Raw genomic sequence first — 22933 nt, 5'->3', positions numbered from 1 at the left:
AGGCCGTTGGTCAARGGCCGTTGGCGACGCGCTTGGGCGAGGCCTGGGGAGCCCGGTTCTCGCGCGCCACGTGCAGATGTTCCAGCGCCTCGACCAGCACGGCCATGCGGCTGCCGAGCGAGCCCTTGACCATGACGCAGTCGCCCGGGCGCACCGCGTCGGCCAGGATCGGCGCCAGGGCGGCGCTGTCGGCCGCATGGGCGCCGCGCCGGCCTTCCGGCAGCGCGTCGTGCAGCTGCTTCATGTCCGGGCCGCAGGTGAAGACGAGGTCGATGTCGTTGGCCAGGATGTGCTGCTTCAGCCCCGCATGCAGGGCCGGCGCGTCGGCCCCGAGCTCGAGCATGTCGCCGAGCACGGCGATGCGGCGGCCGTCCGGGCCGCTGTCGACCCCGCCCAGCACGGCCAGGCTGGCGGCGACCGAGACCGGGCTGGCGTTGTAGCTCTCGTCGATCAGCACCAGCTTGCYGGCCTGGCCGCCGCGCTGCAGCTCGATGGTGACGCGGGCACCGCGGCCGCGCAGCGGCGTGATCCGGCCCATGGCGCGGGCGGCGCCGGCGATGTTCGCCCCCATCGCCTTGGCGGCCAGCAGCACCGACAGGCTGTTCAACACCCAGTGCTTGCCCGGGGCCGACAGGGTGTAGCGCAGCGGCTCGCCCAGGATCACGGCGTTGACCGCGCTGGCGGCGGTGTGCAGCGAGCAGTCGACCAGCCGGGCGTCGGCCTCGGCATGCTCGCCGAAGCTCCAGATCCGGCCGACGCCCTGGGTCCGGGCATGGGCGACCAGCCGCGGGAAGTACGGGTTGTCGCGGTTCAGGATCGCCGTGCTCTCCGGCCCCATGCCGCGGAAGATCTCGGCCTTGGCGTCGGCGATGCCGTCGACCGAGTCGAAATGGGCGGCGTGCACCGCCTCGACATTGGTGATGATGGCGACGTCCGGCTCGACCAGTCGCGACAGCGGCGCGATCTCGCCGGCATGGTTCATGCCCAGCTCGAACACGCCGTAGGCGACCTGCTCCGGCATCCGCGACAGGCTGAGCGGCGCGCCCCACTGGTTGTTCAGGTTGCCCTGCGAGGCATAGGCCGGCGCGGTGGCCGACAGGGCCAGCTTCAGCGCCTCCTTGGTGCTGGTCTTGCCGACCGAGCCGGTGACGCCGACGACCCGCGCCTCGCTGCGCATGCGGGCGAAGCGGGCCAGGTCGGTCAGCCCGTCCAGGGTGTCGTCGACCACCAGCAGCGGCGCGTCATGCGGCACGCCCTGCGGCACCCGGTCGACCATGACCGCAGCGGCGCCCTTGGCCAGGGCGTCCTTGACGTAGTCGTGGCCGTCGAAGTTCGGCCCGCGCAGCGCCACGAACAGGTCGCCCGCAACGACCGAGCGGCTGTCGATCGAAACGCCGGTCGCCGCCCACTCGCCGACCTGCATCCCATTGGTTGCGGCGGCCGCCTCCGCGGCCGGCCAGAGCGCAGGATTGGTCATGGCGTTCGTCTCCATCGCGGATCGCTCTTCACTTCGGTCACGGCTGCGCGCGCCTGCTCCGCATCATCGAACGGGCGTACGTCATCGCCGATAATCTGGCCGGTCTCATGGCCCTTTCCGGCCACCACCAGGACATCACCGGGGCCAAGCCCCTCTACCGCGGCGCGGATGGCCTCGGCCCGGTCGCCGATCTCGTCGGCGCCGGGGCAGCCGGCCAGCACCTGGCGGCGGATCTCGGCCGGGTTCTCGCTGCGCGGGTTGTCGTCGGTGACGATCACGCGGTCGGCCAGGCGCGCCGCGATCTCGCCCATCAGCGGGCGCTTGGCGCGGTCGCGGTCGCCGCCGCAGCCGAACACCACGACCAGCGCGCCACGGGTGTGCGGGCGCAGGGCATTCAGCACCGTCTCCAGCGCCCCCGGCTTGTGCGAGTAGTCGACATAGACCGGGGCGCCGTTCGGGTGGCTGGCCACCAGCTCGACCCGGCCGGGGATGCCCTTGAGCTGCTCCAGCAGGCCGGCGGCGGTGTCGATGTCGGCGCCGTCGGCCACCACCAGGGCCAGCGCGGTCAGCACGTTGTAGGCCTGGAAACCGCCGACCAGCGGCAGCTCCGTCCGATACGTCCTGCCGCCGGCGGTGAAGCGCAGGTCGATGCCGTGCGGCAGCGGCTCCGCGCGGTCCAGCCGGAACTCCTGGCCGGCGCGGCCCAGGGTCAGGGCGGTGCGGCCGGCGGCGCGGGTGCGGGCGACGAGGCCCGCCGCCTCCGGCACGTCGGCATTGATCACGGCGGTGCCGCCGGGCTGCAGCACCTGGTCGAACAGCCGCGCCTTGGCCGCCAGATAGGCTTCCATGGTGGCGTGGTAGTCGAGATGGTCCTGGGTGAAGTTGGTGAAGGCCGCCAGCGTCACCCGCACCCCGTCAAGCCGGAACTGGTCGAGGCCGTGCGACGACGCCTCCATGGCCAGCTTGGTCACCCCGGCCGCGGCCAGATCGGCCAGCTCGGCATGCAGCGCCACCGGGTCCGGCGTGGTCAGCGAACCGTAGCGCTCGCGCCCCGGCGCCATCACCCCCAGCGTGCCCAGGCTGGCCGCCTGGTGGCCCAAAAGGATCCAGAGTTGGCGGGCGAAGTTGACGGTCGAGGTCTTGCCGCTGGTGCCGGTGACCGCGGCGATGGTGGCCGGCTGCCGGCCGTAGAACGCCGCCGCCATCAGCGCCAGGCGCTGCCGCGGGTTCCGATCGGTGATCAGCGTGGCGGTGGCGCCGGGCGGCAGCGCCGTGCCCTCGGGCGCCAGGATGGCCGCGGCGCCGGCGGTCAGCGCATCGGCGATGAAGGCGCGGCCGTCGGCGCGCGCGCCGGGCAGGGCCGCGAACAGGAACCCGGACCGGACCGCGCGGGAATCGGCGGTCAGCCCCTTCAGCCCGGCGGGCAAGGTCGAGGCGCTCATCCCTCTTCCTCCTCCACGGCCGCCGCGACCTGCGGGGCAGCGCGGCCGGCCGGATCCACCGCCAGCTCCCGCAGGATCGTTGGATCGTTGGGATCCTTCGGCTCGATTCCCATCATCGGCCCCATGCGGGCGATGATGCGGCCGCCCAGCGGCGCCGCATTCCAGCCCGCGGTGTTGTAGCCGTACGTGCCTTCGATCGCCTGGGCATCCTCCAGCATGGTCATGACGATGTATTTCGGATCATAGGCCGGGAAGATGCCGACGAAATCGGTCACGCCGGCCTTGCGGTTGTAGCCGCCGCGCACCGCCTTGTTGGCCGAGCCGGTCTTGGCGCCGACGAAATAGCCGGGCACCTCCGCCTTGGTCGCGGTGCCGCTGACGACCACGACGCGCATCAATGCCCGCATGATCCGCGACAGCTCGGGCGACATCACCCGCGTTCCCGGCACCGGCCGGGACGGGTCGTGCTTGAACAGCGTCGGCGGATGAAGGGTGCCGCCATTGACCACGGCGGCGACCGCGCTGACCAGCTGGACCGGCGTGACCGCCATGCCGTGACCGTAGGCGATGGTCATGCCGCTGACCTGGGTCCAGGGCTGCGGCACCATCGGCGCCCCGACCTCCGGCAGCTCGAGCGGCGAGGGCCTGGTCAGGCCGAGCCGGCCCAGGAACTCCTTCTGCCGCTGGAGCCCGGCCGCCTCGAACATGTGCACCGAGCCGGTGTTCATCGATTGCCGGAAGATCTCGTAGACGCTCCACCGCCCGGACTGCGGCTCGGCCCGGAAGTTGCGGATGGTGAAGCGGCCGATCCGGATCGGGCTCTGCTCATAGGTGGTCTGCAGCGTCGAGGTGCCGCTTTCCAGCGCCAGCGCGGTGTTAAAGATCTTGAAGGTGGAGCCCATCTCGTACACGCCGAGCGTGTTCCGGTTGAACAGGGCGTCATCCGACGCGGCGGTCGGCTCGTAGGGGTTGAAGTCCGGCAGCGAGACCATGGACAGGATCTCGCCGGTCTTGACGTCCATGATGACCACGTTGCCGGCCGTCGCCTTGAACTTGGCGATGGTGGCCTGCAGCTCGTTCCGCACCATCTCCTGCAGCCGCAGGTCGATCGACAGGGCCACCGACTCGCCGTTCCGCAGGCGGTCGTCGAGGCTCTTCTCCAGCCCGGCGATGCCTTGGGCGTCGATGTTGGTGAAGCCGACGACATGCGACGTCAGCCCGCCGGACGGATAGTAGCGGCGCTCCTCGTTCTGGAAGGCCAGGCCGGGGATGCCGAGGCGATTGATCTCGTATTGCTGGGCCGGGGTCAGGCCGCGCTTCAGCCAGACGAAGCGCCGGTCCGACGACAGGTCGGCCAGCAGCTTGTCGCGGTTCAGATCCGGCAGCGCCTTGCTCAGCTTCAGCGACGCCTCGATCGGGTCGATCACCAGCTTCGGGTCGGCGTAGAGCGACATCGACGGCAGGGTGGTGGCCAGGATCAGCCCGTTGCGGTCACGCAGATCGGCCCGGTCGCTGGCGGAGCCGGCCATGGCGACCGGCGCGCCCTCGCCGGTGTCGGCAAAGGCCATCAGCCGGACCAGCCCGGTGCCGATGCCGGCGAAGGCCATGCCGAAGACCAGCGCGGTGACGACCACGCGCTGGCGGCCGGTTTCGATCGCCGCGGCCAGGGTGCGGCCCGGTCGGCCGGCCTCGGCCTGGATGGTCCGGGAGCCGGGATGCGCGAGGGGGAGGTCGGAGGCGATGGCCATCGCTCAGTCCTCGTTCCCGCCCGAGACGTTGGCGAGTACCGCATTGGCCGGCGGCGCCAGCATCTGCAGGATCGCCGGGTCCTTCGGGTTCTTCGGCTCGACCCCCAGCATCGGTCCCATCCGGGCGATGATGCGGCCGCCCAGCGGCGCCGAGTTCCAGCCGGCGCTGGCGAAGCCGTAGGTGCCCTTGATCGGCTGCGGGTCGTCCAGCATGGTCATGACGATGTATTTCGGATCGTAGATCGGAAACACGCCGACGAAATCGGTCACCCGGGCCCGCCGGTTGTAGCCGCCGCGCGCCGCCTTGTCGGCGGTGCCGGTCTTGCCGCCGACGAAGTAGCCCGGCACTTCGGCCTTGGTCGCCGTGCCGCCGGTAACAACGGCCCGCATCAGCATCCGCATCGTCCGCGACAGGTCGGCCGAGATCACGCGCTTGCCCGGCACCGGCTGCGACGAGTCGCGCTTGAACAGGGTCGGCGGATGCAGGATGCCGCCATTGACGATGGCGCTGACCGCGGTGACCAGCGACAGCGGCGACACCGCCATGCCGTGGCCGTAGGCGATGGTCATGCCGCTGATCTTGCTCCACGGATGCGGCACCATCGGCGCGCCGACCTCGGGCAGGTCGACCGGGGCCGGCCTGGTCAAGCCGAACCGGGTCAGGAACTCCTTCTGCCGGTCGACGCCCGCCGCCTCCTCCATGTGCACCGAGCCGGTGTTGAGCGACAGCCGGAAGATCTCGTAGACGCTGAGCATCCCCGACTCGGGGTCGCCGCGGAAATTGTGGATGGTGAAGCGCCCGACATGGATCGGGCTTTCATCATACAGGCTGGTCAGGGTGGAGGTGCCGCTTTCCAGCGCCATCGCCGTGTTGAAGATCTTGAACGTCGAACCGGGCTCGTACACGCCGAGCGTGTTCCGGTTGAACATCGACTCCTCAGCGGGGCCGCCCGGCTCGTAGGGGTTGAAGTCCGGCAGCGAGACCATCGCCAGGACTTCGCCGGTGTTGACGTCCATGATCAGGGCATTGCCGCCCTGGGCGTGGAACGTGTCGATGGTGGCCTTCAGCTCGTCGCGCACCATCTCCTGCAGCCGCAGGTCGATCGACAGCGCCACCGACTCGCCGTTCTGCAGGCGGTCGTCGAGGCTCTTCTCCAGCCCGGCGATGCCCTGGGCGTCGATATTGGTGAAGCCGACGACATGCGACGTCAGGTTGCCGGTCGGATAGTAGCGGCGTTCCTCGTTCTGGAAAGCCAGGCCCGGGATGCCGAGGCGATTGACCTCGTATTGCTGGGTCGGGGTCAGCCCCCGCTTCAGCCAGACGAAGCGGCGCTCCGACGACAGGTCGGCCAGCAGCTTGGCCTGATCGAGATCGGGCAGCACCTTCGACAGGCGCAGCGAGGCCTCGATCGGGTCCAGCACCAGCTTCGGGTCGGCGTAGAGCGACATCGACGGCAGCGTGGTGGCGACGATCAGCCCGTTGCGGTCGCGCAGATCGGCCCGGTCTGCGGCCGGCACGGCGGCGGGCAGGGCATGGGTGGCGAGGGCGCTGTCGGCATCGCTGCCGAAGGCCATCAGGTCGACCAGCTTGAGGCCGATGGCGCCGAAGGTGACACTGAACACGAGGGCGCTGATGACGATGCGCTGGCGGCCCGTCTCGATGGCCGCGGAAAGCCGTTGAGCCGGCCGAAAGGCCGGCTCAGTCTGCCGCGGTGAGGTTCGGGTTCCGTCCAGCGCGTCAGCCGTCATCGAATTCCCCGCGGCGCCTCGAGGCCGGAGAGCAGGGCACCGATCGGATCATCCGATGCGGCGGCCCGGGTCGGGGACAGGGCCTGGGCCACGGCCTCCAGCGGCGCGGTCGGCCGGCGCGGCACCACCACCGGCCGGATCGGGACGTCGGCGGTCGCGACCCTTGCGACGGGCGCGGCCGAAACGGGGGCCACCACCGGCGCCGGCCGGACCTCGACGGCGGCGACCTGGACCGGCGCAACGACCGGCTGGGCCGGGGCGGCGGCCGGCTGGGGCAAGGCGGCTGGGATCTGGACGGGCATCGGCGCGGCCGCGGCAAGGAGGAGTCCGCCCTCGCCGGGCCGGTGGCCAGGCAGGGGCACGGGCCCGAAGCTGGGCAGCGCATCGACCTGGGCGACCAGCGACGCCGGCGGCGCCATCGGCTCGCCGTCGAGCGACGGCAGCGGCATCGGGAGATCCGCCGCGCTGGCGACCATCTGCGTCGGCGCGATCGGGCGCAGCTTCGTAAACTGGTCCGTCAGCGCCTGCAAGCGCGACGGCTGGTTCAGGAACGCCCATTCGGCATGCATCACCCGGATCGAATCCTGTTCCCGCAGGATCGACCGGTTGATGCCGCGCAGATCGCCTTCCAGCGCCTGCACCTCGTAGCTGGTCTTGAACAGGAACGCGCTCGACGCCCCGATGAGGCCGAGCCAGATCATCGTGCCGACGCGGATCATGCTGCCACCCTCCCCCTCTCCCCGCCGCCCTGACCAACCGGCGGCCAGGCCGGAGCCTCGCTCCGGATCGCCGCCCGCAGCCGCGCCGACCGGGCGCGCGGGTTGCTGCGGGTCTCCGTCTCGCCCGCCGTGACCGACCGCTTGGCCGCCAGGCGGAAGCTCGGCACCCGGGTCTCGCCGCCGGGCGCCGCGACATGGCGCGACACGCCGCCGCCGGCGCCGCTGCGCTCCGCCAGGAAGCGCTTGACGCGACGATCCTCCAGGCTGTGGAAAGTGACCACGGCGAGCCGTCCCCCGGGCCGAAGCAGTCGTTCGGCCCCGCTCAAGCCGTGGTCGAGTTCCGTCAGTTCCTCATTCACCCACAGGCGCAGCGCCTGGAAGGTGCGCGTCGCCGGATCGATGCCGTCCTTCGACCGCGGCACCACCCGGCGGACGATCTCAGCGAGCTGCAGCGTCCGCTCGATCCGCGCCTCCTTGCGGGCCGCGACGATGGCGCGGGCGACGCGGCGCGACAGGCGCTCCTCGCCGAAATCGTAGATCACGTTGGCGAGGTCGTCCTCGGCCATGGCGTTGACGACATCGGCGGCGCTCCGCCCATCCCGTCCCATGCGCATGTCGAGCGGGCCGTCGGCGCGGAAGGAGAAGCCGCGCGCCGGGTCGTCGAGCTGCGGCGAGGACACGCCGAGATCCAGCACCACCCCGTCCGCCTGCTCGCCGACCAGCGCGTCCATGGCGCCGAAGCGGCCCTCGACGATGCGGAACCGGCCCGGCTGCTCGGCCTCCAGCCGGCGCCCCTCCGCCACCGCCTCGGGGTCGCGGTCGATGCCGACCACCCGGCAGTCGGCGGCGGCCAGCAGGCCGCGGGCATAGCCGCCACGGCCGAAGGTGCCGTCGACGATCAGGTCGCCGTCGCGCGGCGCCACCGCCGCCACGATCTCGTTCAGCAGGACCGGGATGTGGACGCCGCTCATACGGCACCCCCATTGGCGCCGGCCCCATTGCCTCCAGCCCGCGCCAGCGTCATGTCGCGCGACGCCGCCAGCCGGGCCTGCTGATGCGCCTTCAGCGCTTCCGGCTCCCAGATCTGGAAGCGGCTGCCCATGCCCATGAAGGCGACGCTCTCGGTGATGCCCGCCAGATCCAGCATGTGGCGCGGCAGGATGATCCGCCCCTCCGGATCCATCTGCAGCTGCTGCGTCTCGGAGAATTCGCGGATTTCCAGGGCCTCGCGCTCCGGCGAGTACAGGTCCATCGCGTCGAGCCGGCGCTGGACCTCGTCCATGTAGCCTTCGGTGACCCCGTCCAGGGCCTGGCGGTCGGGGGAGGGCTTCAGGTTCACGATCGGGGCGCCCAGCGCCTCCAAGGTCGCGCGGAAGGGAGCGGGCACGCTGACCCGCCCCTTCCTGTCGACCTTGTTGACGTAGGTGCCCGTGAACCGAGCCATCCATCCCCCCAGCGGCGTGCCCCGCCGCCTCAACACCCCCGTCGCCCACACCCCGGAAGTGGACGATCGACCCCATCCGATGGGAGTTCATGGGATATCATGGGCAAGCCTGGAACGCAATGGGACGGGCGGGTCAAATCATGGGAAATCAATGGATTCTCTTTGATCCGTGGCTTTTTGGCCGTTTTGACGGGACTTCAGGACTGTCGTCGGAACAAAATCGAAGTTGGAGTGCTTCTTTCGACTCTGATCTTGGGATCGTTTTTCTTTTGTTCTCATCTCGAGACACGAAAATGCGGCCCGGACGCTGTCCGGCCGCTCGGCGGCGAAGCTTGGGAAGAAGCGGCAGATGGCCTGTAAGCCGGGTTCTGTCCCCAGCCCCGTATCCTTGCGGACGGCGGGCCGGGGGATGGCCATTCCTCTGGGACGACGGTCGCCCGTCGCCTCGCGCGACCAACCCGGGCGGCAGGCGGAAACGCCTGTCGGCCCATGGTTGCCCATGAGCCGCCCCGCCCCTATTCGGTCTTGCTCCCGGTGGGGTTTACCGTGCCGCGACCGTTGCCGGCCTCGCGGTGCGCTCTTACCGCACCCTTTCACCCTTACCCGGCCGGAGCCGGGCGGTTTGCTTTCTGTGGCACTTTCCCTAGGGTCGCCCCCGCCGGGCGTTACCCGGCACCGTATTTCCGTGGAGCCCGGACTTTCCTCCCCGCCGGGCCGAAACCCGGCAGAGCGGCCATCCGGCCATCTGCCGGCGTTGGTATAGGCAGCCGGCGGCCGGACCGCAAGGCGGCCCATGCCGTCCCATGACAGATTGGTGACGAGAGGATCAGTCCGGGACCCCGGAGCCTTCCATATCTGTCATTGCGAGCGCAGCGAAGCAATCCAGGGCCGCTCGTAACGGCCCCTGGATTGCTTCGTCGGCTACGCCTCCTCGCAATGACGGTGAGGCGTGGAAAGGATGCGGACGGACGGCCCCTTCTATTCTGCCGTCTTGGTCAGGTCCGACAGGCTCTCCCGCTGCCGGCCCTCGGCGTCGAAATTCGCAGGGGCGAGCCAGCGCTCGAAGGCGGCACGCAGCCGCGGCCATTCGCCGTCGATGATCGAGAACCAGGCGGTGTCGCGGTTGCGGCCCTTGTAGACCAGGGCCTGGCGGAACAGCCCCTCATACTGGAAGCCGAGACGGGCGGCCGCGGCGCGCGACGGCGCGTTCCGGCTGTCGCATTTCCATTCGTAGCGGCGGTAGCCGAGCTCGTCGAACACCCGCCGCATCATCAGGAACATCGCCTCGGTCGCCATCGGCGTGCGCTGCAGCAGCGGCGAGAAATGGATGTGCCCGACCTCGATCACCCCGTTCGCCGGGTCGATGCGGAGATAGGAGGCGACGCCGACCGCCCGGCCGGTGGCGCGGTCGATCACGGTGTGGAACAGCGGGTCGCTGCCCGCCGCCATCTTGTCCAGCCAGGCGCGGAAATCCGCGAACTCGGCGAAGGGGCCGATGGCGAGATAGGTCCAGTTGCGGCCGTCCTGGTCGCGGCCCATCGCCTCGAACAGCTCCTCGGCGTGGCGGGCCGGGTCGAGCGGCTCGAGCCGGCAAATTCGGCCCTCCATCGGCGTGCGCGGCGGCAGCGGCCGCTTTTCCCAGCCGGGAATGGGGGCGCCGATCGGCTGGCCCAGGGCATTGGTCAGTTCGGTGGTCATGTCGCCTCCATCTTACTCGCCGGCCTCGGCCGGGGCCATGCCGCCACCGATATTGGCCCGCAGGATGTCGTCGAAGCCCCGGCCGGGCGCATAGGGCTCGGTGCCGGCGCCGGGGGCGATGCCGGCCGGCAGCAGCGGGCAGGGCTGCAGCGCGCCGATGGTCTCGGCGATCGGGATCACCCCGGCCCAGACGCCGGCGGCCAGGTCGTCCTCATCGTCATGCGGCGGGCCGCTGCGGATCTTCACGCTGGCCTCCTCGATCTCCATCGCGATCAGCGTGGTGGCCCGCACCTCCTTCACCGTCGGGCGCCGCATCTCCGCCACCCGGCCGGGGAACAGCCGCTCGACATAGGCGTCGAGCGCCTCGAGCTTGTGCGCCTCGTCCTCGACCTTCGTGGCGGTGCCGAACACCATCACCGCGCGGTAGTTCATCGAGCAGTTGAAGCCGGAGCGGGCCAGCACCAGCCCGTCGATATGGGTGGCGGTCAGGCAGACCGGCAGGCCCACGCCCTGCCCCTGCAGCATCCGGCTGACCGAGGAGCCGTGCCAGTACAGCCGGTCGCCGTCGCGCCAATAGGCGGTCGGGGTGCAGTAGGGCTGGCCGTCGAGGACATAGGCGACGTGGCAGACCACGCTGGCGTCGAGCACGGCGTGGACCGTGGCGCGGTCATAGGCGCCGCGCTTGGCCAAACGCTTCAGCCTGGCGCGGGCGGAGGGGACGATCTCATTCATGGCGATCCTCGGAACGGCATTGGCCTTCTCGATGACGCTTTCACACGCAACTGGAAAGGTCCAATTCCGGATGACCGGCCCGACCAATCCCTAGCGGAAGCCGCGCAGCACCGCACCGAGGGTGCGGGCGGCAGCGTCGAGGGCCTGGGGCGGGAAGCCGGTGAAGCCGAGGATCAGCGCCCGGCGCGGCGGCGCCGCGATGTGCATCGGCGACAGCGGGCGGACCACCAGGCCACGCCGGCGCGCCGCCTCGGCCACCGCGACATCGTCCAGCCCCGGCCGCAGGTCGGCGACGAGATACATGCCGCGGTCGATCGGGGCGACGGTCAGGTCGCCGCCGGCCTCCGCTGCCAGTGCCGCGGTCAGCCGCTCGCGCCGCTCGGCATATTCCTGGCGCATGCGGCGGATGTGGCGGGTGAAGTGGCCCTCGTTGATGAAGTCGACCAGCACGTCGTCGAGGATGGTCGACGGGAAACGGTCGGCGGCGTTGCGGATGCCGGCGAAGCGGTCGACCAGCTCCGGCGGCAGCACCACGTAACCGACGCGCAGCCCCGGGAACAGCACCTTGCTGAGGGTGCCGAGATAGATGACGCGGCCGTGCCGGTCCAAGCCCTGCAGGGCCGAGAGCGGCCGGCCGGAGAAGCGGAACTCGCTGTCGTAATCGTCCTCGATCACCCAGCGCCCGTCGCGCGCCCAGTCGAGCAGCGCCAGCCGCCGCGGCAGGCTCATCGCCACGCCGAGCGGATAATGGTGCGTCGGGGTGCAGTACAGCAGCCGCGCCCCGGGCTCCAGCGCCAGGCCGGCGGCGACGTCCAGCCCCTGATCGTCGACCGGCACCGGGACGATCTTGAGCCTGTGCTGGCGCAGGCACGCCAGCGCCGCCGGGTAGCACGGGTCCTCGATCCAGGCCGGATCGCCGGACTGCGCCACGGCGCTCAGCACCAGGTCCAGCCCCTGCTGGCTGCCCGAGACGATGGCGATGCGGTCGGCATCGCAGGCGACGGAGCGCGACACCCGGAGGTACTCGGCCAGCGCCTCGCGCAGCGGACGGTGCCCCATCGGGTCGCCATAGGTGCGCTGGCGCACGCCGATGCCGCGCAGATGGCGCTGCACCAGCCGGCCCCAGGCGCGCTCGGTGGCGGGATGCATGCCGCAGAAGCCGGTGGCGAAGGGAACGGTCTCGCCGCGCCAGCTCTCCCGCGCTGCCGCAACCCGACCGGGACGTTCGGTCGGCGCGGCCGGCTTCCCTTCCGCCTCGATCCCGGCGGCGACATAGGTGCCGGCGCCGACCCGGCCGGCGACCACGCCCTCGGCCTGCAGCTGGTCGTAGGCGGCGACCACGGTGGTGCGCGACACGCCGAGCCGGCCGGCCAGGATCCGGGTCGCCGGCAGCCGCGTGCCGGCCGGCACCACCCGGCGCGCGATCAGGTCGCGCAGCGCCAGGTGCAGCTGCTGGAACAGCGGCCGGCTGTCCTCCGGGTCGAGCCCGAGATCGATCAGGTCGATCCAGGAGACCGGGCGGTCCTTGACCGGCTGCCGGCCCGCCACGGGCATCAGCCCTGRCGCAGCCGGGCCACCAGGTCGGGCAGGGAGGCGATCTGGAAGCCCTTTTCCGCCGCCTCGGCGACCAGCGCGCCGGCGTCGCCGCGGCCGGCCAGCACCTCGCCCGCGGCCCAGAGCAGGGTCGAGCGGGTGCCGCTGCGGCAATGCATCACCACCGGCTTCGGCGCCGACGCGAGGGCCTGCTGCATCGCCTCGACATCGCCCGGCGCGATCGAGGAGGAGGTGACCGGGATGTGGATATAGGTCAGGCCCAGCCGCTCGGCCTCCACCCGCGCCTGCTCGGCCGGCAGCTGGCCCGGCTCCTCGCCGTCCGGCCGGTTGTTGACCAGGGTCTTCGCGCCCGAGGCCGCGATCTCCGCGATCGCCGCGCGATCCACCTGCGCCGCCGCAAACAGGCCGGGCGCGATCTCCGTCAGCTTGGCCATCAAGATCCTCTCAACGGTTTGCAAAGGTTCGACGACGGGCGCCCACCCCTCCTCTGTCATGCCCGGGCTCGACCCGGGCATCCAGAAGATGTCGAGGCCCTCTGGATTGCCGGGTCAAGCCCGGCAATGACAAAAAAGGAGAAGCGCCACGAAAAACGCGCCTTATCTCACGTGACCTGCGCCTGGGCTTCGACCGCCTTGGGCCGGCGCAGGATGATGATGCCGACGCCGATCAGCGTGGCGATGCCGCCGAGCAACAGCGACCAACTGGCCGGCTCGCCCAGGAACAGCACGCCCGACAGCACACCGAACACCGGCACCAGCAGGGTATAGGGCATGGTCTGGTTGACGGAATAGGTGCGCAGCAGCCGGTACCAGATGGCGTAGGAGAAGATCACCACGATCACCGCCTGGAAGGCCACCGCCATCCATGCCCATCCGCTGGCCCGGGTCACCGCCTGCCACTGGCCGTTCTCGATCAGCAGCGAGGCGCAGAGCAGCATCGGCGCGGCGAACAGCGACATCCAGCCATTGATGGTGGAGGGGTCGAGATCCGTCATCCGCTTCATCTGGATGTTGGCGCCGGCCCAGACGATCGCCGCCATCACGATCAGCCCGATCGCCCACAGGGCCGAACCGTGGCGCGGCTCGCCGGCCAGGATGGCGACGCCGCCGATCGCCACCGCCATGCCGAGCGCGCGGCGCCAGCCGATCCGGTCGCCGAACAGCAGCATCGCCAGGAAGGCCGAGGCCGGCACCTGCACCTGGATGACGATCGCCGCCACCGCGGCATCGACATGCGCCAGCCCGGTGAACATCAGCGAGAAATGGGTCAGCCCCAGCATCACCGCCAGGATCAGCACGTCGCGCCAACGCCCGCGCGGCATCCGCACGAAGGGCACCAGCAGCAGCGCCACCAGGCCGAAGCGCAGCGCCATGAACAAGAGCGGCGGCAGCTCCGCGAGGCCGTATTTGGCGATGACGAAGTTGTAGCCCCAGATCAGCATGACGCCGAGGGTGAGCAGCAGGTCGACCGGCCGCATCATCGCGACGTCCCTCCGCCCATTTTTTCCGTCATCCCCGCGAAAGCGGGGATCTCGTGGCGTTCCGATCGGACAGAGATTCCCGCTTTCGCGGGAATGACGCGTGGGGGAAATCGCGAAGTCCGAAAGGATGCCGCCATCAGGCGCCGAGCTCCTCCGCCAGGGACGCGAGCTCGAGCCAGCGCTCCTCCGCCGCCTCCCGCTCCGCCTCGGCCGCGGCGAGCCGGGCAGATTTCTTGGCGAAGCCGTCCGGGTCGCGGGCGTAGAGGCCGGGGTCGTGCAGCGCGTCGCCGAGCCGGGCGATCTCGGCGGTCAGCGCCTCGAGCCGGCCAGGCAGCAGGTCGAGCTCGCGCTGGTCCTTGAAGCTGAGCTTGGTGCGCGGCTTCGGCGCCGCGGGCTTCGCCGCCGGGGCGGAGCGCGCGGCGGGGGCAGCAGCCTGCACCGCCGGGCGCTGGCGCAGATAGTCGGTGTAGCCGCCGACATACTCTGTCACTTGGCCCTGGCCTTCGACCGCGATCACCGAGGTCACCAGCCGGTCGAGGAAGTCGCGGTCGTGGCTGACCAGGATCAGCGTGCCCTGGAAATCCGCCAGCACCTCCTCCAGCAGGTCCAGCGTCTCCAGGTCCAGGTCGTTGGTCGGTTCATCCAGGATCAAGAGGTTGCTGGGCCGGGCGAACAGCTTGGCCAGCAGCAGCCGGCCGCGCTCGCCGCCCGACAGGCTCTTCACCGGGCTGAACATCCGCGAGGAATCGAACAGGAAGTCGGCGAGGTACGACGCGATGTGCCGCTTCTGGTCGCCGACCTGGACATGGTCGCCGCCATGCGGCAGCAGCACGTCGCGCAGCGTGGTCTCGGGGTCGAGCGCGACGCGGGTCTGGTCGTAATAGGCGGGCTCCACCCCCGGCCCCAGCCGGACCGTCCCGGAATCCGGCCGCTCGGCCCCGGTCAGCACCTTGACCAGGGACGACTTGCCGGCGCCGTTCGGGCCGATCACGCCGATCCGGTCGCCGCGCGCCACCCGGGTGGAGAAGTCGCGGACGATGACGGTGTCGCCATAGGCCTTGGACACATGCTCGGCCTCGATCACGCGGACCGCACCCCGGCCGGCCTCGGCGATGCCGAGCGCCGCGACGCCCTGGCGGTCGATCTGGGACCGGCGTTCGGCCCGCATCGCATAGAGGTTGCGCAGGCGGCCCTGGTTGCGCTTGCGCCGGGCGCTGATGCCCTGGCGCGACCAGGTGGTCTCGGAGGCGATCCGCTTGTCGAGCCGCGCCCGCTCCGCCTCCTCCTGCGCCAGGATGGTCTCGCTCCATTCGTCGAACTCGGCGAAGGGCTTGTCCATCTGCCGCAGCACGCCGCGGTCGATCCACCAGCTGCGCTGGGTCAGCGCGTTCAGGAAGGCACGGTCGTGGCTGATCAGCAGCAGCGCGCCGCGCCAGGCCTTGAGCTCGTTCTCCAGCCATTCGATGGTCGGCAGGTCGAGATGGTTGGTCGGCTCGTCCAGCAGCAGCACGTCGGGCTGGCCGACCACGGCATGGGCGATGGCGGCGCGCCGCCCTTCCCCGCCCGACAGGGTGTCGGTCGACCGGTCGCCGTCGAGCTTGATCGCGGCCAGCACCTGCTCGACCCGCCAATGGTCGTGGGCGCGGTCGGCGGGCAGAGCGGAGGCGACGTAATCGGCCACGGTGGCATGGACGGTCAGGTCCGGCTCCTGCGCCAGATAGGCGATGCGGATGCCGGGCTGGACGAAGCGCTCGCCGCCGTCGAGGTCGATCGTCCCGGCCAGCGCCTTCAGGATGGTCGACTTGCCGCTGCCGTTGCGGCCGACCAGGCAGGCCTTGTCGCCGGCCGAGAGCGCCAGGTCGACGCCGGTCCAGAGGGGGTCGCCGCCGAAGGTGACGGCGGCGTTGCGGAGGCCGAGCAGGAGGGTCATGCACCAAGGATCCGAGAGAGGCCGCCCTTGTCGCAACTCTGGCCGGGCTTGACCAGCCCCGGATTCCTCATGCCTGCCCGACCGGCCCGACCACCGGACTTACCACCCGACGGCCCGTGGGCGTGCGCTCGACCATGAGCGGCACGCCATAGAGCCGGGTCAGCCGGTCCGGCGTCAGCACCGTGTCGACCGGCCCGGTCTCGAAGCCGCTGCCGGCGCCGAGGACGGCGACCCGGTCGGCGACGGCGAAGGCGTGCTCGGGCTCATGGGTCGAGACCAGCACCGCCAGCCCGTCGGCGGCCAGGGCCCGGATCCGGTCCAGCACCCGCAGGCGGTTGCCGAGGTCGAGGCTGGCCGTCGGCTCGTCCATCACCACCACGCCGGCCTGCTGGGCCAGGGCACGGGCGATCAGCGCCAGCTGCCGCTGGCCGCCGGAGATCCGGGTCGAATCCCGTTCCGCCAGGCCGGCGATGTCGAGGGCGTCGAGCGCCCGCAGGGCGATGTCGAGATCGGCCTGGCCGGGCGTGGCGAAGGCGCCGAGCGCCGCCGTCCGCCCCATCACCACGAGGTCGAGCACGGTGTAGGCGAAATCGCCGGGATAGGCCTGCGGCACATAGGCGACGCGGCGGGCGACCGCCGCCGGCCGCAGCCGCGCCAGCGCCTCGCCGCCGACCCGGACGGTGCCGGCCAGCGGCGGGATCAACCCGAGCAGGGTCTTGAACAGCGTGGTCTTGCCGACCCCGTTCGGGCCGAGCAGGCAGGTGACCGTGCCGGCCTCCAGCGCCAGGTCGATGCCGGAGGCGACGGTCGTGGCGCCATAGCCGATGGTGAGGCCTTCGGCGGAGAGGGCGGTCATGGCCGAGGTGCTCGTCGAGGGAAAGGCGTGCGGGATTCTGTCCGACCTCTCCCGCAAGCGGGAGAGGCAATCTGTTCGTAGGCCAGCCGCAGCGCAGGCGGGAAAGGCAATGCGCTATCGAGCAGCCACTGGATCATGGCAGCCGCCTCCGCCGGCCATGCGCCAGCAGCCAGACGAAGATCGGGCCGCCGACCGCGGCGGTCAGGACGCCGAGCGGGATCTCGATCTCGGCGGCGGAGCGGGCCAGCGTGTCGATCGCCAGCATGAAGGCGGCGCCCAGCAGGATCGCCGCCGGCAGCAGCCGGTCGAAGCGCGGCCCGACCAGCAGGCGCGCCATATGCGGCACCATCAGCCCAACCCAGCCGATGACGCCGGAGATCGCCACGACAGCGGCGGTGACCAGCGTCGCCGCGACGATCACCAGCAGGCGCAGCCGCGGCACGTCGACGCCCAGCGCCCGCGCCTCGTCGTCGCCCAGCGACAGCACGCCGATGCGCCAGCGCAGCAACAGCAGAGGCACGAGGCCGACCAGCACCGCCGGCAGCACCGCCGCCACGTCGTCGACCTTGATCCCGGCCAGGCTGCCGAGCAGCCAGAAGGTGATCGCCGGCAGCTGGTCGTAGGGGTCGGCCAGGACCTTGACCAGGGAGATGGCGGCGCCGGCCAAAGCGCCGACCACGATCCCGGCCAGGACCAGCACCAGCACGTCGCCGCCACCCCGCAGCGTGCGGGCCAGGGCGCCGACCGCGGCCACCGTGACCAGCCCGGCGCCGAAGCCCAGCAGCTGGATCGCCGCCACCGGCAGGCCGAGCAGGATGCCGAGCACCGCGCCGAAGCCGGCCCCGGTCGAGACGCCGAGGATATCCGGCGACACCAGCGGGTTGCGGAACAGGCTCTGATAGGCGGCGCCGGCGGCGGAGAGCGCGGCGCCGACCAGCATCGCCGCCAGCACCCGCGGCAGGCGGATGCGGAACAGCACTGTCTGCACCGTCGGGTCGATCGTCCCGCCGGACAGCCGGCGCCACAGTGCCGCCAGCACCTCCTGCGACGGAATCCGATACGGGCCGATGCCGGCGGCGACCAGCGCCGTCGCGAAGAGAAGCACAGCCAGGATCAGGAGAACCGTCGCCGTCCGCACCGACCGGGCCTCATACCGACGAGCCCGCGATCAGACTCATCTCCATCCGTTCCAACAGAAAAACCGTCATTGCGAGGAGGCGAAGCCGACGAAGCAATCCATGCCTCCGCTCTTGCTGCCCTGGATTGCTTCGCTGCGCTCGCAATGACGGTCCTTTCATGGGTCGGTCGGGTCTCAGCCCCCGGCGCCGTCGAGCAGGCGGGCCAGGTCGGCGTCGGTCAGGTCGACCTGGTAGAACAGGTGGTAGAAGCCGCGGACCTGGTCGCTCAAGGTTCCCGGCGCCTGCTCCGGATACAGCGTGTGCAGCAGCCAGGTCAGGCCGATCAGCCGGTTGACCGAGGGCGGAAAGTCGACGAAGCCGAAGGGCTGGCCCGGCGACAGGAAGATGCGCTTGGCCTTGACCGCCGGCACCGGCTGCCAGTCCAGGCTGGCGGCGGCGCCTTGGGCGAAACGGCGGTCGAGCGCGACGATGGTGTCCGGCGCCCAGGCGATCACCTGCTCGCGCGAGGCGGTGACCAGGCCGCCCTTGTCGCGCAGGCCTTCGACCACGTTGACGGCGCCGACCCGCTCGAGGATCTCGGTGGTGATCGACCCACGCGAGCCGCTTTCCAGCCCCTCCGGCCCGCGGGCGAGATAGACCCTCGGGCGTTGGTCGGCCGGCACCTTGGCCAGGACGGTATCGACCTGGACGAAGATCTCTTCCGCCGCCTTGGCCAGCGCCTCGCCCCGCTCGGGCACGCCGAGGATGCCGGCCAGCAGGCGCAGCGCCGCCGGGGTGTTGCCGAAGCTGCCGTCGATCAGCAGATAGGGGATGCCGGTCTGCTGCTGCACCCGGTCGGCCAGCGATTTGTAGGTGTCGCTGATGGTGCCGAAATCGAGGATCAGATCGGGCTTGGCGGCCAGCAGCTGCTCCAGGTTGACGGTGTCGCCCTTGCCGGTCAGGCGCCCGGTCTCCGGCAGGCCGCGCACCGCGGGCAGCAGGAACGGCTTGTCCTCCGGCCGCGGCGCCCGCACCCAGCCGGTCATGGTCTGCGGCGCCAGCATATACAGCAGCACCGAGGCCGGCGGGCCGGCGGCGAAGACCCGGCCGACATGGTCCGGGATGTCGACCGACCGGCCGGCGGAATCGGTGACGGTGCGGGCCCAGGCCTGCGCGGTGACCAGGGCCAGGGCGGCGATCAGGGCGGCCAGGACGAAGCGGCGTCGGAGCATGGTCAGGGATCCCCCACATCGGAATCGCCGGGCGTCGGCGGGGCGACCGGCGTGAAGGCGCAACGGTCCGGCTTGATGTCGATCAGCGGCGTGCCGTCGAGGCAATCGAGCCCGCGCACCAGCAGGGTCGAGCCCTCGATGCCGAGCAGCGCGACCATCGACGTTCCGATCGGGTTGGGCCGCACCGGCGAGCGCAGCGAGAAGGTGCCGCGGGCGGTGCCGTCGCTCTTCGGGCTCTGCAGCACCAGGTCGCGGCGCGATTTGTGCAGCCAGTACAGGATCTCGAGCGTCTCGAATTCGGCGATGCCGGCCAACGCCTGGTCCCAGGGCGCGAACACCTCGATCCGGCAGGTCGGGCCGTCGCGCCGGCCCTGGCGCGGACAGTCCATGCGGTTGGTCCAGGGCGTGCGGATGCGGCCGATGAAGACCAGGCCGGCATCGGCCGGCTCGGGCCATGCGACGGCGCGTTCGGCCGCCCGGATCTCATCCTCGCGCACCATGCGGACCTCCAGCTCCCGTGCCGCTTCGCTATATAGAGCGATATACGCCGGTGGGCGAGAGGCTTGATGCCGCGGACGGACCGGCCATCGGCGCGGCCACTCCGCGTGATGGCGCCGGCAAATGTCGGGATATCAGCTTCGCATGATGGGCCCGGGATGGCGCGTGGAAGAGTGGTGGACGTTCGACCGTGATGTCCCGGCCGGCCCGGCCGGGCCCGGACCAGCCCGGGAGGAGATCCAGCCAGGAGCCATCTCATGCAAGACCAGGCGTCCCCGCAGTCCCCGCCCAGGAAGCGCACCAKTCCCGGATCGGCCGCCGCGCAGTTGAAGCCTTCCGGGAGCCTTGGCAAAGGCCCGGAAGGAACCCGACAGGGGTCCGGAGGTGCTCTGCTCGATCTCAAAGCCCTCGCATCTCTGAACGGCATGATGGCCGACGTCATCAAGGCCGCCCGCGGCGTCGCCGAGGACGCCACCAAGGATGCCGTCGACGGCGACGGGGCGCCCAAGCTCGAGATCGTGAAGATGTGGGTCGAGCGGGTCACGGGCGCGGACATCCCCGCCTCCGCCAGGACGGCGCCGAACGACGATGCATCCTTCGATGCGGAGACGGATGAGGATCTCGGGGAGAGCGGCGCCCGGCAGGCGGGCCGGGGCGGCTCAGCCGGGGGGCAGCCCATCGATCTCGGGCCGAACGCCTCGTTGGTGATGACGATCCTGTCGGACGACGGAGCGCTCGACTCGCAGGCCGTCGGCCGTGCCTTTCTGGAGCTGGCCGACACGCTCGACCCGGAAGCGCAGGATTCCGAAGGGCAAGGCTCCCGCACGCAGCCTCGCGGGCGGGCCGTCCGGAGGGACGTCGAGGAGCGGGCCGGCGGCGGTCAGATAGAGACCGGGACAGAGCGTTGGGATGCGATCACACGCATCCCGCCCCTGGGTGATGGAGGGGCGTTCGGGGGTGAAGGGGAGGATCCTGGCGGCGGGGACCTGGAGGCACAGGTCGAGCGGGTCAACGCCGCCCTGAACGGAATGACGGACGCGACCGGCATGTCGCTCCAGGGCCACGCCGCGAACTGGGCGTTGAACCTGGCCCATGTCGGCGCCCGCCATGGCCTGTGGTCGTGGATCGCCATTTTCCTCCGCGAGCTCGGCGCCGTGGGACTCAAGCACGGCTACGAGAAGGTGTCGAAGGAGGCCACGGCCAATTGGGCCCTCGGCATGATGGGCGCGACGTTCGCCGCGCATGCCGCCTCGGTCGTCTACACCAAGGCCGGGGGGACCGCGACGCCGAAATCGATGAGCGGGCATGCCCAGAACGCGGCGGCGATGGTCGCCACCATCATCACCTCCAAATTCACGGATATCCTCGCGCCCATGGCGCCGATTGCCGCCAAGGCGTACGGCACCGCCGCGATCCGCGACACCGGCACGCTGTTCGTCGGCATGAGCAACAACCTGGAAAATCAGAAGGAACCGTCGCTCCTCTCGATGTCCATCGATTCGGTCATTTATGCGCTGGCCCAGGCGGCGGTCGGCATCCCCTTCTACATGGGGCTCATCCGCTCCGGGAACGACCCGGCCGCACTGACCAGCAGCTTCGCGGAGAATGTGACGGAGGCGGCCAAGTTCGCGAGCTTCCTTTGCATCCCGGAGGCCATCAACGGCCTGACCTACCCCTTGACCACCGCGTTGTGGGGCAACCTGCTGGAGGATGCCGGGGGTGGGGAGCTGCCGGCCTGGTACCTCAAGCTGCGCATGAAGCCGCCCGCGAAGCCTTCCGGCAATCAGGCGGCGCAGCATTACGCGGGCGTCGCACTGGCCCGGATCCAGTTCATCATCATGGTCAATGGCATCCTGTCGGCCCTGGACACCAACAAGTACATCTCGCCGGACAAACTGGGGACTGCGGGCTACGTCGCCGTCACGGCGGTGCTCAACGCGGCGACGTGCTTTTTCCTGTACTACCCCTGGATCTGGCAATGCATGACGAAGGCGCCCCCCGAGGGGGATGAAGCAGGCTTCCGCCTGAGACGCCTGGCACCGAATTTCACGAGAAGACAGCTGGAGCCGGCCGAGCAGCAGGAGCCCGAGCAGCAGGAGCCGGCCGAGCAGCAGGAGCCGCCGGCCGACCAGCAGCGCCTGGCGGCGGAGCGGGAGCGCCGGCGGCAGGAGATCGCGGCGGCCGAGCAGCGGGCGATCGAGGCTGCCACGAAGACGGCGGACGATGACGAGGCGGCGCGGCAGGGTCGCGAAACCGAGCGGCAGGCGGGCGAGACTGCCAAGGAACGGGCGATTGCGGCGGCGGAGAAGCAGGCGATCGCAAAGGCCGAGCAGAAGGCGACCGAGGACGAGGACGAGCGGAAGCGTCGCGAAACCGGGCGGCAGGCGGCCGCGGACACCGAAGAGCGGAGGCGTCGCGACCAGGAGCGGCAGGCGATCGCGGCGGCCAGGCAGACGGCGATCGACGGTGCCAACCGGACGGCGGAGGCCGAGCGGAAGCGCCTGGCGACCGAGCGGCAGCGCCTGGCCGGCGAAGCGCAGGATCTGGAGACCGAGCGGCAACGTCTGGAGACTGGGCAGGAGCGTCTGGAGACCGATCGCCAGCGTCTGGAGAGCGAGCGGCAAGGCCTGGAGGCCGAGATCGCCCAGCAGCCCGAGGCCGGTCCCGAAGAGGCCGAGCGTCGGCGGCTGGAAGCCGAGCGGCACGCGGCCGAGCGGCGACGTCTGGAGACCGTGTCACAGCGCCTGGAGATCGAGCGGCAGGCGGCCGCGAAGGCCGGGCAGCAGCACCAGGAGGCCCGGCAGCAGGTCGAAAGGGACGAGACGGTGGCGATCAAGGCGGCCGAGCAGACGATCGCGGCGGCCGGGCAGAAGGCGATCGAGGACGAGGAGGAGCGGAAGACTCGCGAAACCGCGCGCAAGACGGCCGCAGACGCCGAAGAACGGAGGCTTCGCAACGAGCAGCAGACGGCGATCGCGGAGACCCGGCGGCAGGCGATCGAGGCTGCCAGGCAGAAGGCGAAGGATGACGAGGCCGAGCGGCGGCGGCTGGATGCCGCTGCGACCCAGGCCGCGGAGACCGAACGGCAGGCCATCGAGGCCACCGCGCGGCAGGCGATCGGGGATGCCAGGACGCGGGCGAAGGCGCAGCTGGCGACCGTCAATCAAGGTGCCTCCGGCAACCCTTGAATGTCAGAAAAAGATGGCTTATTTTCTGACACATGAGCACTGTGGCCTCATCAGTTCCCGATCGGATC

Annotated in this window: 18 protein-coding genes and 1 other RNA gene; 1 reads left to right on the top strand and 18 read right to left on the bottom strand. The window is 70.8% G+C overall.

The genetic code is table 11. The annotated features are described in order from the left end of the window. Positions 1-10: 10 nt before the first annotated feature. The 18 genes from AB4Z01_RS20295 to tsaA all read right to left on the bottom strand — a co-directional run bounded on the left by AB4Z01_RS20295 (position 11) and on the right by tsaA (position 19679). Positions 11-1477, bottom strand: coding sequence for a UDP-N-acetylmuramoylalanyl-D-glutamyl-2,6-diaminopimelate--D-alanyl-D-alanine ligase (locus AB4Z01_RS20295; protein ID WP_441696714.1), 1467 nt, complete (start codon positions 1475-1477; stop codon positions 11-13). Further along, positions 1474-2919: a UDP-N-acetylmuramoyl-L-alanyl-D-glutamate--2,6-diaminopimelate ligase gene (locus AB4Z01_RS20290; RefSeq protein WP_441696711.1), complete on the bottom strand. Its 1446-nt coding sequence runs from the start codon at positions 2917-2919 to the stop codon at positions 1474-1476. Before AB4Z01_RS20290 ends, AB4Z01_RS20295 begins: the two co-directional genes overlap by 4 nt. Then, positions 2916-4667, bottom strand: a complete 1752-nt coding sequence (locus tag AB4Z01_RS20285) for a peptidoglycan D,D-transpeptidase FtsI family protein (protein WP_441696708.1) — start codon at positions 4665-4667, stop codon at positions 2916-2918. Before AB4Z01_RS20285 ends, AB4Z01_RS20290 begins: the two co-directional genes overlap by 4 nt. Positions 4668-4670: 3 nt before the next feature. After that, entirely contained in the window at positions 4671-6290 is a 1620-nt protein-coding gene (locus AB4Z01_RS20280) for a peptidoglycan D,D-transpeptidase FtsI family protein (protein ID WP_441696705.1), read from the bottom strand. 122 nt (positions 6291-6412) lie between these two features. Beyond that, positions 6413-7135, bottom strand: coding sequence for a cell division protein FtsL (gene ftsL, locus AB4Z01_RS20275; RefSeq protein ID WP_441696702.1), 723 nt, complete (start codon positions 7133-7135; stop codon positions 6413-6415). Further along, the gene (gene rsmH / locus AB4Z01_RS20270; RefSeq protein WP_441696699.1) at positions 7132-8106 is read right to left on the bottom strand and encodes a 16S rRNA (cytosine(1402)-N(4))-methyltransferase RsmH; all 975 of its coding nucleotides are present in this window, start codon (positions 8104-8106) and stop codon (positions 7132-7134) included. Before rsmH ends, ftsL begins: the two co-directional genes overlap by 4 nt. After that, the gene (locus tag AB4Z01_RS20265; RefSeq protein ID WP_441696696.1) at positions 8103-8579 is read right to left on the bottom strand and encodes a division/cell wall cluster transcriptional repressor MraZ; all 477 of its coding nucleotides are present in this window, start codon (positions 8577-8579) and stop codon (positions 8103-8105) included. The genes rsmH and AB4Z01_RS20265 overlap by 4 nt, the downstream gene beginning before the upstream one ends. 341 nt (positions 8580-8920) lie before the next feature. Further along, positions 8921-9328: RNase P RNA component class A (gene rnpB / locus AB4Z01_RS20260), an RNA gene on the bottom strand. A gap of 229 nt (positions 9329-9557) precedes the next feature. Then, positions 9558-10277 (bottom strand): GNAT family N-acetyltransferase, encoded by a 720-nt coding sequence (locus AB4Z01_RS20255; protein ID WP_441696693.1) that lies wholly within the window; start codon positions 10275-10277, stop codon positions 9558-9560. A gap of 12 nt (positions 10278-10289) precedes the next feature. Then, entirely contained in the window at positions 10290-11009 is a 720-nt protein-coding gene (locus AB4Z01_RS20250; protein WP_441696691.1) for a pyridoxamine 5'-phosphate oxidase family protein, read from the bottom strand. Between the two features lie 90 nt (positions 11010-11099). Further along, a complete protein-coding gene (gene pdxR, locus AB4Z01_RS20245) occupies positions 11100-12563 on the bottom strand; it encodes a MocR-like pyridoxine biosynthesis transcription factor PdxR (RefSeq protein WP_441696688.1) in 1464 nt (487 codons plus the stop codon). After that, positions 12563-12997 carry a TIGR01244 family sulfur transferase gene (locus AB4Z01_RS20240; RefSeq protein ID WP_441696685.1) on the bottom strand — a complete coding sequence of 145 codons (435 nt, stop codon included), beginning with the start codon at positions 12995-12997 and terminating at the stop codon, positions 12563-12565. Before AB4Z01_RS20240 ends, pdxR begins: the two co-directional genes overlap by 1 nt. A gap of 167 nt (positions 12998-13164) precedes the next feature. Then, positions 13165-14043, bottom strand: coding sequence for a DMT family transporter (locus AB4Z01_RS20235; protein WP_441696682.1), 879 nt, complete (start codon positions 14041-14043; stop codon positions 13165-13167). Between the two features lie 136 nt (positions 14044-14179). Beyond that, entirely contained in the window at positions 14180-15973 is a 1794-nt protein-coding gene (locus tag AB4Z01_RS20230) for an ABC-F family ATP-binding cassette domain-containing protein (protein WP_441696681.1), read from the bottom strand. Positions 15974-16040: 67 nt separating this feature from the next. Then, positions 16041-16829 (bottom strand): ABC transporter ATP-binding protein, encoded by a 789-nt coding sequence (locus AB4Z01_RS20225; protein ID WP_441696678.1) that lies wholly within the window; start codon positions 16827-16829, stop codon positions 16041-16043. A gap of 133 nt (positions 16830-16962) precedes the next feature. After that, positions 16963-17967: a FecCD family ABC transporter permease gene (locus AB4Z01_RS20220; RefSeq protein WP_441696676.1), complete on the bottom strand. Its 1005-nt coding sequence runs from the start codon at positions 17965-17967 to the stop codon at positions 16963-16965. A gap of 174 nt (positions 17968-18141) precedes the next feature. Then, entirely contained in the window at positions 18142-19179 is a 1038-nt protein-coding gene (locus tag AB4Z01_RS20215) for an iron ABC transporter substrate-binding protein (protein ID WP_441696673.1), read from the bottom strand. A gap of 2 nt (positions 19180-19181) precedes the next feature. Next, a complete protein-coding gene (gene tsaA, locus AB4Z01_RS20210) occupies positions 19182-19679 on the bottom strand; it encodes a tRNA (N6-threonylcarbamoyladenosine(37)-N6)-methyltransferase TrmO (RefSeq protein WP_441696671.1) in 498 nt (165 codons plus the stop codon). A gap of 426 nt (positions 19680-20105) precedes the next feature. Between tsaA and AB4Z01_RS20205 the strand changes: the two genes are divergently transcribed. After that, positions 20106-22865 carry a hypothetical protein gene (locus AB4Z01_RS20205; RefSeq protein ID WP_441696668.1) on the top strand — a complete coding sequence of 920 codons (2760 nt, stop codon included), beginning with the start codon at positions 20106-20108 and terminating at the stop codon, positions 22863-22865. Positions 22866-22933: the final 68 nt, after the last annotated feature.

The sequence above is a fragment of the Inquilinus sp. YAF38 genome (genome assembly GCF_052113205.1).
Taxonomy (GTDB): Bacteria; Pseudomonadota; Alphaproteobacteria; order DSM-16000; family Inquilinaceae; genus Inquilinus.
This window is presented reverse-complemented; position numbering and strand designations above follow the sequence as displayed.

Coding starts and splice junctions, on each gene's coding strand:
- rsmH (WP_441696699.1), bottom strand. CDS start 8,106: ATGAGCGGCGTCCACATCCCGGTCCTGCTGAACGAGATCGTGGCGGCG.
- ftsL (WP_441696702.1), bottom strand. CDS start 7,135: ATGATCCGCGTCGGCACGATGATCTGGCTCGGCCTCATCGGGGCGTCG.
- AB4Z01_RS20215 (WP_441696673.1), bottom strand. CDS start 19,179: ATGCTCCGACGCCGCTTCGTCCTGGCCGCCCTGATCGCCGCCCTGGCC.
- AB4Z01_RS20205 (WP_441696668.1), top strand. CDS start 20,106: ATGGCCGACGTCATCAAGGCCGCCCGCGGCGTCGCCGAGGACGCCACC.
- AB4Z01_RS20225 (WP_441696678.1), bottom strand. CDS start 16,829: ATGACCGCCCTCTCCGCCGAAGGCCTCACCATCGGCTATGGCGCCACG.
- AB4Z01_RS20265 (WP_441696696.1), bottom strand. CDS start 8,579: ATGGCTCGGTTCACGGGCACCTACGTCAACAAGGTCGACAGGAAGGGG.
- AB4Z01_RS20255 (WP_441696693.1), bottom strand. CDS start 10,277: ATGACCACCGAACTGACCAATGCCCTGGGCCAGCCGATCGGCGCCCCC.
- pdxR (WP_441696688.1), bottom strand. CDS start 12,563: ATGCCCGTGGCGGGCCGGCAGCCGGTCAAGGACCGCCCGGTCTCCTGG.
- AB4Z01_RS20290 (WP_441696711.1), bottom strand. CDS start 2,919: ATGAGCGCCTCGACCTTGCCCGCCGGGCTGAAGGGGCTGACCGCCGAT.
- AB4Z01_RS20250 (WP_441696691.1), bottom strand. CDS start 11,009: ATGAATGAGATCGTCCCCTCCGCCCGCGCCAGGCTGAAGCGTTTGGCC.
- AB4Z01_RS20230 (WP_441696681.1), bottom strand. CDS start 15,973: ATGACCCTCCTGCTCGGCCTCCGCAACGCCGCCGTCACCTTCGGCGGC.
- tsaA (WP_441696671.1), bottom strand. CDS start 19,679: ATGGTGCGCGAGGATGAGATCCGGGCGGCCGAACGCGCCGTCGCATGG.
- AB4Z01_RS20235 (WP_441696682.1), bottom strand. CDS start 14,043: ATGATGCGGCCGGTCGACCTGCTGCTCACCCTCGGCGTCATGCTGATC.
- AB4Z01_RS20285 (WP_441696708.1), bottom strand. CDS start 4,667: ATGGCCATCGCCTCCGACCTCCCCCTCGCGCATCCCGGCTCCCGGACC.